Genomic DNA, 13,003 nt, shown 5'->3' with positions numbered 1-13,003 from the left:
GAGACGGCGGACTGCGGCCGAGATTAACTTGTAATTTGATTGATGTAGTCAATTAAGACCGCGCCTGTTTTTTTACATGTGCGGAACGGGAATGCCTGATGACTGAAAAAATGCTTAAATTTGTCTCGCTAGAAAAGAAAATGCCGACGAAACGTTCGGCGGATCAGCGGCGTCAGGATTTTAATGAAATTTATGACGAATTCGACAACGACCGCGCCACCGCGCAGGCGAGCCGGTGCTCGCAATGTGGCATTCCCTATTGCCAGGTTCATTGCCCGGTCCAGAACAACATTCCCGACTGGCTGATGATGACGGCGGCGGGCCGGCTGGAAGAAGCTTATGAAGTGAGCCAGTCGACAAACAACTTTCCGGAAATCTGCGGCCGTATCTGCCCGCAGGATCGCCTTTGCGAAGGCTCCTGCGTGATCGAGAAGGGGTTCGAGTCGGTCACGATCGGCGCGGTTGAAAAATATATAACGGATACCGCCTGGGAAAAGGGATGGGTAAAGCCGACGAAGCCGAGCGTCGAGCGGGACCAGGCCATCGGCATAATCGGGGCCGGCCCCGGAGGTCTCGCGGCCGCGGACCAGCTTCGCAAGAAGGGGTACCAGGTGCATGTTTATGACCGCTATGACCGCGTCGGCGGGCTGATGATTTACGGCATTCCGGGTTTCAAGCTTGAAAAGGAAGTGGTGGAGCGGCGGGCGAAACTGCTGGCGGACAGCGGCGTGACCTTTCATCTGAATTTCGAGGTCGGTCGTGATGCAACCCTCGCCGAGCTTCGCGCCAAGCATGACGCCATCATCATCGCGACGGGGGTTTACAAATCGCGCGATATTTCGGTGCCGGGAAGTGGCCTCGGCGGTATTGTTCCGGCGCTTGAATATCTGACAGCTTCCAATCGTAAGGGTCTCGGTGACGAGGTTCCGGAATTTGACAATGGCACATTGGACGCCAACGGCAAGCATGTCGTCGTCATCGGCGGCGGTGACACGGCGATGGACTGCGTCCGCACGGCGGTTCGCCAAGGGGCGAAATCCGTGAAATGTCTTTATCGGCGGGATCGCAAGAACATGCCGGGTTCACTTCGCGAGGTCGTGAATGCCGAAGAGGAAGGCGTGGAATTTGTCTGGCTTTCCGCGCCCAAGGCCTTTCTCGGCGATGAAAAGGTGCGCGGCGTCAAGGCAATCAATATGCATCTGGGAATCGCCGATTCCACGGGCCGGCAGGTGCCGGTCGAAATTGACGGGTCCGAGCATGATATCCCCTGCGATCTCGCGATCAAGGCGCTTGGTTTCGATGCCGAGGATATCCCGCAGCTGTTCGATGAACCGGGGCTGGAAGTCTCCCGTTGGGGAACCGTATCGGTGAACTTCAAGACGGCGATGACCAACCTGGAAGGCGTATTCGCCATTGGCGATATTGTCCGCGGGGCGTCGCTGGTCGTCTGGGCGATCCGGGATGGCCGCGATGCGGCGGCGTCGATACATAGCTATCTCGTCGAAAAGCAGGCAAGTGAAAAGCAGGTGCTGGCGTCCTAGTGCAGGGAATGAGAAAATGAAAAAAGTAACCGAGAATAATATGACTGCTCTCTCCGCGGGCGAAGAATTTGTCAAGTCCTGGACGGAGAACGCCGCTTATCTCGAAGCTGAGGGAATGTATGACCCCGCCGAGGAGAAAGACAATTGCGGCGTCGGCCTGGTGGCCGCCATCGACGGCAAAGCATCGCGCGCGGTTGTCGAGGCCGGCATCGATGCGCTGAAAGCCGTCTGGCATCGCGGCGCGGTCGACGCGGATGGCAAGACCGGCGACGGGTGCGGCATTCATGTGCAGATACCGCAGGACTTCTTCAAGGAACATATCATGCGCACCGGCCATGAGCCGATCGACGGCAGGCTCGCCGTTGGCATGGTTTTCCTTCCCAAAACCAATTTTGAGGCGCAGGAAACCTGCCGGACGATCGTCGAAAGCGAAATTCTCGCCTTCGGTTATTATATCTACGGCTGGCGGCAGGTGCCGGTTGATGCGAGCATCATCGGCGAAAAAGCCAACGCGACGCGCCCCGAGATCGAACAGATCATGATTGCCAACACGCGCGGTGTCGATGACGACGAGTTCGAGCGCGATCTCTATATCATCCGTCGGCGGATCGAAAAGAAGGTGCTGGCCGCCCATATCAGCGGTTTCTATATCTGTACGCTATCCTGCCGTTCAATCATCTACAAGGGCATGTTCCTTGCCGAACAGCTCTCGAGCTTCTATCCGGATCTTCTGGATGACCGCTTCGAGTCGACCTTTGCGATCTACCATCAGCGGTATTCGACCAATACCTTTCCGACCTGGAACCTGGCGCAGCCGTTCCGGATGCTGGCCCATAACGGCGAGATCAACACGATCCGTGGCAACATCAACTGGATGAAAAGCCATGAAATCCGCATGGTCTCCAACACCTTCGGGGACAAATCGGATGATGTGAAGCCGATTATCCAGGCCGGGAGTTCCGACAGCGCGGCGCTTGACGCCGTGTTCGAAGTGCTGGTCCGCGCGGGCCGCAGTGCGCCGATGGCGAAGACCCTTCTCATCCCGGAAAGCTGGGGTAACAAGGAGAATATGCCAGCAAAACACAAGGCGCTTTATGCCTATTGCAACTCCGTAATGGAGCCCTGGGACGGCCCGGCCGCGATTTGCGCAACCGACGGACGGTGGGTCATTGCGGGCATGGATCGCAACGGGCTTCGGCCGCTGCGTTACACGCTGACCGGCGACAACCTGCTGCTTGTCGGCTCAGAAACGGGCATGGTGCCGGTCAATGAATCGCGGATCACGCGGAAAGGCCGGGTCGGTCCCGGCCAGATGATCGGCGTCGATCTCAAAAAAGGCCGCTTCTACTTCGATCGGGAGCTGAAAGACAAGATGGCGAACGCGCAACCGTTCGACAAATGGATCGAGAATACTGTTGACCTCGGCGGCAGGCTCGCCGACTCGAGCGAGACACGGCGGTTTGACCGTCAGGAATTGCGTAAGCGCCAGCTATGCTCCGGCTGGTCGATGGAAGACCTTGAACTGATTCTCCAGCCGATGGTTGAAGACGGGAAGGAGGCGGTCGGATCAATGGGAGATGACACCCCGCTTGCGGTTCTCTCCAAGCATTATCGCGGCCTGCATCATTATTTCCGTCAGCGCTTCAGCCAGGTCACGAACCCGCCAATCGACAGTTTGCGCGAACGTCGGGTCATGACCCTGAAAACCCGTCTTGGCAACCTCAACAATATTCTCGATGAGGACAAAAGCCAGGCGGAAATCCTGTCCCTTGAATCGCCCGTTCTGACAAATGGTGAATTCGATGCCATGCAGAAATATATGGGTGATACCGCGCAGGAGATCGATTGCACGTTCGACGTCAACGATGGGCCCGAGGCGCTTTCGAATGCGCTCCGCCATATCCGCGCCGAAGCGGAAAATGCGGTGCGCGGTGGCTGCGCCCATCTTATCCTCAGCGATATGAACGCCGACGAAAACCGGGCGCCGATTCCGTCTATTCTGGCGGCGGCGGGTGTGCATACGCATCTTGTCAACGAGGGGCTGCGTACCTTTACATCGGTCAATATACGCTCCGGCGAATGCCTGGATGTCCAGTATTTTGCTGTTCTGATCGGCGTCGGGGCGACGACCGTCAATGCCTATCTGTTGCAGGAATCGATCATGGACCGTCATGAGCGGGGCCTGTTCCCGGGGCTGGATATCGAGAGCTGCCTGGCGCGTGCGAAAGACGCGATCGACCAGGGACTTCTCAAAGTCATGTCGAAGATGGGGATTTCGGTCATCAGCTCATATCGTGGCGGCTACAATTTCGAAGCCGTCGGCCTGTCGCGGGCGCTGGTTGCCGAATTCTTCCCGGGCATGCCCTCGCGTATTTCCGGGATCGGCCTGCCGGGCATCCAGCACAAGGTTCTGGAGCAGCATGACAAGGCCTATCGTTCTGATGTCATCAGCCTGCCGGTCGGCGGTCTTTACAGGTTCCGCGCGTCGGGCGAGGTGCATTCCTTTGATGGGGAACTGATCCATCTGCTACAGACGGCGGTGGAGAAGGACAGCTATTCGCTCTACAAGAAATTCAGCGACGGCATGCGCAAGATGGCGCCGGTCAACCTGCGTGATCTTCTTGATTTCAAGTCACCGCGTCAGCCGATCCCGATTGACGAGGTGGAAAGCATCACGGAAATCCGGAAACGGTTTGTGACCGGCGCGATGAGCCTTGGCGCGTTGAGCCCGGAGGCGCATGAAACCCTCGCCATCGCCATGAACCGCATTGGCGGCAAATCAGACAGCGGGGAAGGAGGCGAAGATGTCCGGCGCTTCAAGCCGCGGCCAAACGGGGATAATGCGAATTCGGCAATCAAGCAGATTGCGTCGGGGCGCTTTGGCGTCACTGCGGAATATCTTAACAACTGCGAGGAAATCGAGATCAAGATCGCCCAGGGCGCAAAACCCGGCGAGGGCGGTCAGCTGCCTGGTTTCAAGGTCTCGGAGATGATCGCAAAGCTGCGGAATTCGACCCCGGGTGTGACCCTGATTTCCCCGCCGCCGCATCACGATATCTATTCGATCGAAGATCTGGCACAGCTGATCTATGACCTCAAGCAGATCAATCCGGATGCCCGGGTCTGCGTGAAGCTGGTGGCGGAGGCGGGCATTGGGACGGTCGCCGCGGGCGTTGCCAAGGCAAAAGCCGACGTGATCATGATCTCCGGGAATTCCGGTGGTACGGGTGCAAGCCCGCAGACCTCGCTCAAATATGCGGGCGTTCCGTGGGAAATGGGCCTGCCAGAGGTTAATCAGGTGCTGACCCTCAACAAGCTCCGGCATGGTGTTTTGCTCCGGGTCGACGGCGGCATGAAGACCGGCCGCGACATTGTCATCAGTGCGATGATGGGAGGCGAGGAATATGGCCTTGGCACAGGCGCGCTGGTCGCGCTCGGATGCATTCTCGTGCGTCAATGCCATTCCAATACCTGCCCAGTTGGCATTTGTACGCAGGATGAGGACCTTCGCAAGAAGTATGAGGGGAATGCGGACAAACTGGTCAATCTCTTCAGCTTCCTTGCCGAGGAAGTGCGAGAGATTCTGGCGCAGCTCGGATATCGCTCGCTCCAGGAAATAATCGGGCACAGCAGTCTGCTGACGCAAGTGAGTCGCGGCTCCGCTCATCTCGACGACCTCGATCTGAACCCGCTGCTCGCGGAAGCCGATGCGGGGAACAACCCGAGATATTGCGTGAATGAGGGGCCGATTCCGGTTCCGGAAACGCTGGATGCCCAGATGATCATGGATGCGGCCAGCGTCTTCACCAAGGGCGGCGAGAAGAAGCAGCTCGCCTACAGTATCCGCAATACCCACCGGGCGATCGGCACGAAGCTTTCGTCGCGAATCGTCCGGACCTTCGGCATGACGGGGCTCGAGCCGGGTCATATCACGGTCCGCCTTCGCGGCTCTGCCGGCCAGTCTCTCGGCGCTTTTGCGGTTCAGGGGCTCAAGCTTGAGGTCCTAGGGGATGCGAACGACTATTGCGGCAAGGGCCTTTCGGGCGGCACGATTGTCATCCGTCCGCTGACGTCGAGCCCGCTGAAATGGAATGAAAATGCCATCATCGGCAACACGGTCCTGTATGGCGCGACGTCGGGTGCGCTATATGCGGCCGGTCAGGCCGGTGAGCGCTATGCCGTCCGTAACTCAGGCGCGGTTTCTGTCGTCGAGGGCTGCGGGACCAACGGGTGCGAATATATGACGGGCGGAATGGTGGCGATTCTCGGCGCGGTCGGGGATAACTTCGGCGCCGGGATGACGGGCGGCATGGCTTTTGTCTATGACGTCGATGATGTCCTGCCGGTACATATCAACGAAGAATCGGTGGTCTACCAGCGGCTTGCCTCCCGCCATTGGGAGGAGGTGCTGAAAGGCATGATCGCCGATCACGCCGAACATACCCATTCCCCGCTTGCGCAATCGCTGCTCGCCGACTGGGGATGGGAGCGCGAGCGGTTCTATCAGGTTTGCCCGAAGGAAATGCTCAAAAAGCTGTCCCACCCGCTGTCCGACGAGGCCGAGCAACGACGGGCCTGAACGCGGCGAAAATCCGAATAAGGAAGCCGGTGCCGATGGGCGCCGGCTTTTTTTGTTCGGCAGAAATTTCCCCATGTACCCTTCATGCCTATCCGGCAATCGTGAAAATTTCAGGAGTTTCAGGGGGTTGTGCGGCAAATGCGCTGGCATGCGGTTTGCTTGATACTGAGGCAACAGAAAATGCATGCGTCCCAAAAGGAGAACCTGAAATGGAATATTCAATGGCTGTTGCCGCCAACGAGTCGGGCACTTTGTCCAACCCCTATGCCGATCAGATTATCAGCACGGAGGACGTAAAATGGGCAGCCCGCCGTTACATTCTCATTTATGGCGATGAGGCGCCGGAAATGGCGCTCAAGCAGGTCAGCCGTCTCGACCGGCAAGGCAAGATCCGTGTTGCCGAGATGTTCGAACGCATCCGGCGTGAATGCGCACGGCTTTTGAAGCGCAGCGAAAGCCTGATGATCCATCCAGTTAACTGACCCGGCCGGCGCCGATCGGGATATTTTTAGTAAATTCCTGCAATCAGCCTATTCTACATTTTATCCGCATGGGGTAATGTCGCCCCATGCGAACACTCTATCATTTCTGGATTTCCCCGGCCTGCCGCAAAGTCCGCCTGGCGCTTGGGGAAAAAGGCCTGAAATTCGACCTTGAAATTGAAAAGCCGTGGGAACGGCGACATGAACTTCTCGCCCGCAATCCCGCCGGCGACGTGCCGGTTCTCGTTGATGAAAACGATATCGTTCTCGCCGACAGCCAGGCAATTTGTGAATATCTTGAGGAAACCTATGAGGATGTTCCCCTCCTTCCGAAAGACAGGATAGACAGAGCCGAGACCCGCCGGCTTGTCGGCTGGTTTGACCGGAAGTTCTTTTTCGAGGTGACGGACAACCTTGTCGAGGAAAAGATCATGAAGCGGCTGACCAAATCCGGAACGCCGAATACGGCGGCCATCCGCGCCGGTCACCATAACATCCATTATCATCTCGAATATATAACCTATCTGGTGGAGCGACGGTCCTGGCTGGCGGGCGATAATTTCAGCTATGCGGACATCGCGGCGGCGGCGCAGCTTTCCAGCGTCGATTATCTCGGCGATGTCCCGTGGGAGCAGCATCCCACTGCTAAAATCTGGTATGCGCGGGCCAAATCGCGGCCGAGTTTCCGCTCGATACTGGCGGATAACCTGCCGGGAATGCCGGCGCCCTCTCACTATGCCGACCTCGACTTCTAGGGTGGTCCAGCGCCCCGTCGACAAAGCGCATATACGCAAGATGGCCGTGGCGGTGGGGTTTGATGCCGTCGGCTTTACCGCCGCCGATATCAGCACGACGCCAGGTGATCGGCTTGGGGAATTTATCGCCGCCGGTCGTCACGGTGACATGGACTGGCTGGAGCAAAAGGCGGATCGCCGCCGCCATCCCAACGCATTATGGCCCGACGCGCGGTCGGTCATCATGCTGGGGATGAATTACGGGCCGGAGCAAAATCCGCTCGCCTTTACCGGCGCGCCTGACCGGGGCGTCATTTCCGTCTATGCGCAAGGGCGGGACTATCACGACGTGGTCAAAAAGAAACTGAAACAGATCGCGCGGGACCTCATCGGGGAATATGGTGGGGATGTGAAAGTCTTCGTTGATACCGCCCCCGTTATGGAAAAGCCGCTCGGCGAGAGGGCGGGGCTCGGTTGGCAGGGCAAACATACGAATCTTTTAAGCCGGGACTTTGGGTCGTGGCTGTTTCTCGGCTGTATTTTCACTACGCTTGAAATCGTGCCCGATGACACGGCAGAGGGAAGCTGTGGCTCCTGCACAGCCTGTCTCGATATTTGTCCGACACAGGCCTTTCCCGCGCCGTACCAGCTCGATGCCCGGCGCTGCATTTCCTATCTCACGATTGAGACGAGGGCGCATATCGACCGGGATTTGCGGCCGCTGATCGGCAACCGTATTTATGGATGCGATGATTGCCTCGCCGTGTGTCCCTGGAACAAATACGCCAAGGCCGCCAAGGAGATGAGCCTGCACGCGCGCGCCGAGCTCGTTGCGCCGAAACTCGCGGATCTTGTGAAACTCGATGATGCCGCCTTCAGAACGCTGTTCAGGGCGACTCCCGTTAAACGACTTGGCCGCAACCGGTTTATCCGCAATGTTCTGATTGCGATCGGCAACAGCAATAGTCCCGAGTATACTCCGGAAGTAACGTCGCTTCTGGAGGATTCCTCTCCCATCGTTCGGGTCGCCGCGGTGTGGGCCCTGGGCAGATTGGCGACGTCTGAGCAATATAGCCGGATGAGAGAAAAGCTGATAGAGGGAGAGACGGATGCGGAGGTGCGAGGCGAATGGGAACTAAGCAAGGGAAAGAAGGATGAGCAGGCTTGACAGCTTCATTCGGAGAATGAGCGCCCAGCGCGACTGCCTGAACCATGCGGCGGAACTGATCAGGGATCTTCCCGGCAGCGTGCTGGAGCTCGGTCTTGGAAACGGCCGGACGTTTGACCATCTGCGCAGCCTGATGCCGGATCGGGACATTTATGTTTTCGATCGCCATGTGCAGGCGCATCCAGACTGTATCCCGGATCAGGATCATATGATTGTCGGGGATTTTCTGGAAACGATCCCAAATGCGGCTGAAAGAATGGCATCAAAAGCCGTGCTCGCCCATTGCGATATCGGCTCCGGGGACAAAGCGGCAAGCGTCGCGCTGGCGAAGGCGCTCGGCGACAGCTTGCCGCGTCTCCTTGCCCCCGGCGCCATCATCGTCAGTGATCAGCCGTTTGAGGTGGCGAAATGGCAATCTCGCCCGCTTCCCGAAGGTGTGGCCGAAGGCCGCTATCACATCTATCAGCAGATGTGATCGGTCCTACTTCGCGAGATATCCGCCATCGGCAACGAACTCTGCTCCGGTAACGAAGGCTGCCTCATCGGATGCGAGATAGAGGATCATTGAGGCGATTTCCTCCGGTTTGCCGAGACGACCCAGCGGATGTGATTGTTTTAGCCGAGTTTCCTCCGCCTCTCTTTCTTCTTCCGCAATTTTGTCGAAGCGCCGCATGACCATTGGTGTCTCGATATAGCCGGGATGAACGGAATTGATCCGAACATTAAAGCCTTTCTCGGCGCATTCGATCGCGGCGGCCTTCGTGAAAAGCCTGACGCCGCCCTTGCTTGCGGCATAGGCGGAGATATTTGACATTCCGACAAACCCGAGAACCGACGAGATATTGACAATCGCGCCACCGCCGGAGTCTTTCATGCTGTCCACAGCAGCCTGGGTTCCGAGGAAGGTCCCGTCGAGGTTGATGGCGATCGTCTGGCGCCAGAAATCATAGGACATATCCAGAAGACCCTTGGCGCGGCCAATTCCCGCGGAATTGACGAGAATGTCGAGCCGCCCCCAACGGGCGACGACCGCATCGACCACGGCACGCCATTCTTCCTGATCAACCACATCGAGATTCTGGTAGAAGGCGTCGTGGCCATTGGCGGCCAAATCCTCCGCGAGGGTTTGACCTTTCTCCGGCTCGATATCGGTAAGCGCAACTTTCGCGCCCTCGCGCGCGAACCGTTCCGCCGTCGCCCGTCCAATGCCGGATGCGGCCCCCGTGATCAGCGCAATTTTTCCGTCCAGACGGCCGTTTCCGTGACTCTCCCCTGTCATGCTCTTTTCTCTCCCTTGTTCTTGTTATTTTCGAAAGAGTGTGCAGTAACCCGTTGCAAGGCGCAAGTCCGATCCCGCCTAGCTCCGCGCCCTTCTTCCCAAAATGTAAGTGACAACGGGCGTATGGCCCTTAAGCTCGGTTTCTCCCTGCGGCAGCAGCGTAAAGTCGTCGCCAAGCAGGTCAGCGGTGTTTTTTGACAACAAAATCTGCCCTGGTTTGGCCGCCTGTTGCAGGCGGGCGGCGACATTGACCGCGTCTCCCCAGATATCATAGGAAAATTTGGTATGGCCGATTACGCCGGCGACAACGGAACCGGTATTCATTCCCACCCGGATGTTTAATCCATGGTACTGCGTTGCGCAAATGGCGGTGAGGTATGCAATGGTCTCGCAGGCGAAATTCGCGGCGTTCGCCGCACTTTTTTCCGGATCCCCCTGCAATCCACCACAGACCATATAGGCATCCCCGATCGTCTTGATCTTCTCAAGCCCGTATCGCGAGGCCATTTCATCGAACGCCGAGAAAACCTGATCGAGCAATGTCACGATTTCTTCCGGCGTCCGGTTCATCGAATAATTCGTGAAACCGGAGATGTCGGCGAACAGGATGGTGACATTTTCAAGCCTGTCGGCAATTGGGCTTTTCTCCCGCTTCAATCGCTCGCCGATCGCCTCGGGGAGCATATTGCAAATAAGATCCTCCGAACGCTGACGTTCAATCGCTAGCAAATTGAACGTCTGGTCCTTCTGGCCGACGAAATAGACAAGCAGGACAAAGGCAACGATAGAGACGCCGCTTAAATTCATGACGAACAAAATAACGATCAGGGCGGGGGGCAGCCTATTGTCGATTGTCCCGTCACCAAAGCTGATCGCGGCGCCGATGATAACCAGCAGGATAAACGCGATAAACCACCAGGTGGCGACCCGGCGGTTGGCAAAAACGAGGGCGCCCATCGGGCTGGTAAGGGACCAGATGACGACGGCTGAGGAGTTAATAAATCCGCCCAATTCCCACATCAATAGGAAGGGCAGCAAGAGGGAGAGCAAAAGCTGGCTGGTGCGAAGAAGGACGAAGCCATGCTCGTGACGAAACAGGAGCAGGAAAATGAAGGAGATTACCGAATAACCCCAGGGAATTGCGGCGGCTCTGAATTCCCCGAAATAGGCATATAATCCCCCCCAGAAGACCGCCGCGATAGCCATCATCAGGGCGGATAATACAAGAAGCCGATGCGACAGGTCCGTATTTTCAGACGGTTCCGGGGGCGATTTCTTCAAAGGCGTTTCCAGTTGACGTTGCATGGCTATCGCTGATCCGATTGTCGCCGGCTCTGCGGTGCGGGCAAGCTATAATAACAGCCGATGCGTTCCTCACGTCAATCCGCTGAAATCAAAATCGACGGCAATCGGCGCGTGATCTGACGGCTTTTCCCAACCGCGCGGTTCCAGGTGAATATTCATGGATTTAAGATACGGCTTTAAGGCGGGCGTCACCCAGACGTGATCGAGCCGGCGGCCCTTGTTTGCGGCTTTCCAGTCAGGGGATCGGTAGCTCCACCAGGAAAATAACGGTTCAGGTTCCGGAACGAAATGGCGCATCGCGTCGATCCAATCATGCGAGCCGTAAATTCGCGCCATATGGTCGACCTCTATAGGCGTGTGGCTGACAACTTTCAGGAGTTGTTTATGGTTCCATACGTCGGTTTCAAGGGGCGCAACATTAAGATCGCCAACCAGGATCAGCTTGTTGTCGTCGGCCCGTCGCTTTGCAAACCAGTCCGTCATCTCGGACATGAATTCGAGCTTATGGGCAAATTTGTCGTTCACAGTAACGTCCGGGATATCACCCCCTGCCGGAACGTAAAAATTATGGAGTTCCACCCCGTTTTCCAATGTAACGGCGAGATGACGCTTATCATCCTTTCCACACCAGATTTTCGAGTCTGTTGTCGAAAACGGAAGTTTTGAGAAGATGGCGACGCCGTTGTAGCTTTTCTGTCCGGCGATGACATGATGCTCATAGCCGAGGTTCCTGAATGCCTTGACCGGAAATTCGTTGTCCGTCACCTTGGTTTCCTGAAGACAGAGGATGTCAGGCTGAATTTCTGTCACAAATTGCTCGACATGGGAGAGACGGGCGCGAACGGAATTGACGTTCCAAGTAGCTAATCGCAAAGGGATTCCAATCTTTGATAAAATTCAGATACTGTTAAATTTTTTAGCACTTTTGATGGCCATTGATAAAGACTTTGAACCATCCTTCTATCTTGATTCTGCCTCCGGTGTGACCTTGTTTGTAGTTGCCTGTCTGGATATTCCAAGAAAAACCATGAAACTCCCTGTTGGCGGCTGATCCAAATCATCAATCCTTTTTCGGCAAGCGTGATTTAAGATAACTCTCGATGGACGCCGGTTCTTCATAGTAAAAACCGAGAATTTCCTTTTCTCCAACAGTCAGGCCGTCAGCTTTCATATTACGGGGCAAATTGATCTGTTGTTTGAAATAGGGAATGTTGAAAACATGATTGACCGCCCGACGTTCTTTTTCGGTGCGATTGAATCCGCCACTATGAAACAGCATGCAATCCAGCAGGATATACTGTCCGGCCTTCGCTTCGACTTGCAGGGCATTTTTCTGAATGTAGGTGTCGGAAGGAAAGGCTTTATCTTTATGCGAGGCCGGCAGAACAAAAGTTGCGCCATTTTCTAACGTAAAATCATCAATACAGAAAAGCGCGTTGATGGCCAGCGGGGTGCTCGACACAAAGTGCTGGTAGGGCAGGTCGCGATGCCAGAACGCCTGATTATAAGTCTCGTTTGGCGGATTGATAATGCCATTTTGCTGATTGAGGATATATTTTCCCTCGATAAGCAATTTTAAGACCGCCTGCAGGTTCTCATTCATCACGAGCTTTAGAAACGCCGGTCCTCCATGCGATATCGGCGCTCGTATGGTATGAATTTCGTTCGCCTGTTTGAGGTCCGTTTCACCCCATTTTTCCACGTATCTTTTGCGTGTCCGTTCAAATTCTTCGGAAATTTCAGAAAGTTCCACCCGGGTATATCCGGAGTCCACAATGGCAAATCCGAGTCGGCGGACCTGTCCCGCGGTCTCTTCAAGTTCGGACGAGAATTGATCCTGTCTGAGAATGCCGTAAGACGTACTGGGTGGTGTGTTGCGTTGGCTCATCGCAAATTTCCTCCTGCGAATACCCTC

Annotated in this window: 11 protein-coding genes; 7 read left to right on the top strand and 4 right to left on the bottom strand. The window is 56.2% G+C overall.

Features of this window, described 5'->3' with window-relative positions; all coding sequences use genetic code 11:
• The first annotated feature begins 98 nt into the window (after positions 1-98).
• The 6 genes from GQF03_RS15820 to GQF03_RS15795 all read left to right on the top strand — a co-directional run bounded on the left by GQF03_RS15820 (position 99) and on the right by GQF03_RS15795 (position 8,979).
• A complete protein-coding gene (locus GQF03_RS15820; RefSeq protein ID WP_161340236.1) occupies positions 99-1,541 on the top strand; it encodes an NAD(P)-dependent oxidoreductase in 1,443 nt (480 codons plus the stop codon).
• A 16-nt stretch (positions 1,542-1,557) separates the two neighbouring features.
• On the top strand, positions 1,558-6,120 hold the full coding sequence (gene gltB / locus GQF03_RS15815) for a glutamate synthase large subunit (RefSeq protein WP_161340235.1): 4,563 nt from the start codon (positions 1,558-1,560) through the stop codon (positions 6,118-6,120).
• 209 nt (positions 6,121-6,329) lie between these two features.
• Positions 6,330-6,602: a hypothetical protein gene (locus GQF03_RS15810; RefSeq protein WP_161340234.1), complete on the top strand. Its 273-nt coding sequence runs from the start codon at positions 6,330-6,332 to the stop codon at positions 6,600-6,602.
• A gap of 86 nt (positions 6,603-6,688) precedes the next feature.
• A complete protein-coding gene (fzlA, locus tag GQF03_RS15805) occupies positions 6,689-7,357 on the top strand; it encodes an FtsZ-binding protein FzlA (protein ID WP_161340233.1) in 669 nt (222 codons plus the stop codon).
• Positions 7,338-8,504 carry a tRNA epoxyqueuosine(34) reductase QueG gene (gene queG / locus GQF03_RS15800; protein WP_161340232.1) on the top strand — a complete coding sequence of 389 codons (1,167 nt, stop codon included), beginning with the start codon at positions 7,338-7,340 and terminating at the stop codon, positions 8,502-8,504. Before fzlA ends, queG begins: the two co-directional genes overlap by 20 nt.
• Positions 8,491-8,979 carry a class I SAM-dependent methyltransferase gene (locus GQF03_RS15795; RefSeq protein ID WP_161340231.1) on the top strand — a complete coding sequence of 163 codons (489 nt, stop codon included), beginning with the start codon at positions 8,491-8,493 and terminating at the stop codon, positions 8,977-8,979. The genes queG and GQF03_RS15795 overlap by 14 nt, the downstream gene beginning before the upstream one ends.
• Positions 8,980-8,985: 6 nt before the next feature.
• Here GQF03_RS15795 and GQF03_RS15790 read toward each other — a convergent pair whose 3' ends face one another.
• From GQF03_RS15790 to xth, 3 genes are all read right to left on the bottom strand, one after another.
• Entirely contained in the window at positions 8,986-9,783 is a 798-nt protein-coding gene (locus tag GQF03_RS15790; RefSeq protein WP_161340230.1) for an SDR family NAD(P)-dependent oxidoreductase, read from the bottom strand.
• A 78-nt stretch (positions 9,784-9,861) separates the two neighbouring features.
• Positions 9,862-11,088, bottom strand: coding sequence for an adenylate/guanylate cyclase domain-containing protein (locus GQF03_RS15785; protein ID WP_161340229.1), 1,227 nt, complete (start codon positions 11,086-11,088; stop codon positions 9,862-9,864).
• A gap of 69 nt (positions 11,089-11,157) precedes the next feature.
• Entirely contained in the window at positions 11,158-11,961 is an 804-nt protein-coding gene (gene xth / locus GQF03_RS15780) for an exodeoxyribonuclease III (RefSeq protein ID WP_161340228.1), read from the bottom strand.
• On the opposite strand from xth, the gene GQF03_RS18685 reads away from it, so the two are divergent.
• A complete protein-coding gene (locus tag GQF03_RS18685) occupies positions 11,936-12,139 on the top strand; it encodes a hypothetical protein (protein WP_162858486.1) in 204 nt (67 codons plus the stop codon). The genes xth and GQF03_RS18685 overlap by 26 nt on opposite strands.
• A 9-nt stretch (positions 12,140-12,148) precedes the next feature.
• Here the strand turns inward: GQF03_RS18685 and GQF03_RS15775 are convergent, their stop codons facing one another.
• Positions 12,149-12,976, bottom strand: coding sequence for a phytanoyl-CoA dioxygenase family protein (locus GQF03_RS15775; RefSeq protein WP_161340227.1), 828 nt, complete (start codon positions 12,974-12,976; stop codon positions 12,149-12,151).
• Positions 12,977-13,003: the final 27 nt, after the last annotated feature.

The organism is Sneathiella chungangensis, assembly GCF_009882935.1.
Lineage (GTDB): Bacteria > Pseudomonadota > Alphaproteobacteria > Sneathiellales > Sneathiellaceae > Sneathiella > Sneathiella chungangensis.
The sequence above is the reverse complement of the archived record's forward strand: the minus strand, read 5'-3'. Positions and strand labels throughout refer to the sequence as shown.

Bases quoted from the DNA above. Each gene is read 5' to 3' on its own strand.
- GQF03_RS15775 (WP_161340227.1), bottom strand. From the start codon at position 12,976: ATGAGCCAACGCAACACACCACCCAGTACGTCTTACGGCATTCTCAGA.
- GQF03_RS15790 (WP_161340230.1), bottom strand. From the start codon at position 9,783: ATGACAGGGGAGAGTCACGGAAACGGCCGTCTGGACGGAAAAATTGCG.
- gltB (WP_161340235.1), top strand. From the start codon at position 1,558: ATGAAAAAAGTAACCGAGAATAATATGACTGCTCTCTCCGCGGGCGAA.
- queG (WP_161340232.1), top strand. From the start codon at position 7,338: ATGCCGACCTCGACTTCTAGGGTGGTCCAGCGCCCCGTCGACAAAGCG.
- GQF03_RS15795 (WP_161340231.1), top strand. From the start codon at position 8,491: ATGAGCAGGCTTGACAGCTTCATTCGGAGAATGAGCGCCCAGCGCGAC.
- fzlA (WP_161340233.1), top strand. From the start codon at position 6,689: ATGCGAACACTCTATCATTTCTGGATTTCCCCGGCCTGCCGCAAAGTC.
- GQF03_RS15820 (WP_161340236.1), top strand. From the start codon at position 99: ATGACTGAAAAAATGCTTAAATTTGTCTCGCTAGAAAAGAAAATGCCG.
- GQF03_RS15785 (WP_161340229.1), bottom strand. From the start codon at position 11,088: ATGCAACGTCAACTGGAAACGCCTTTGAAGAAATCGCCCCCGGAACCG.
- GQF03_RS15810 (WP_161340234.1), top strand. From the start codon at position 6,330: ATGGAATATTCAATGGCTGTTGCCGCCAACGAGTCGGGCACTTTGTCC.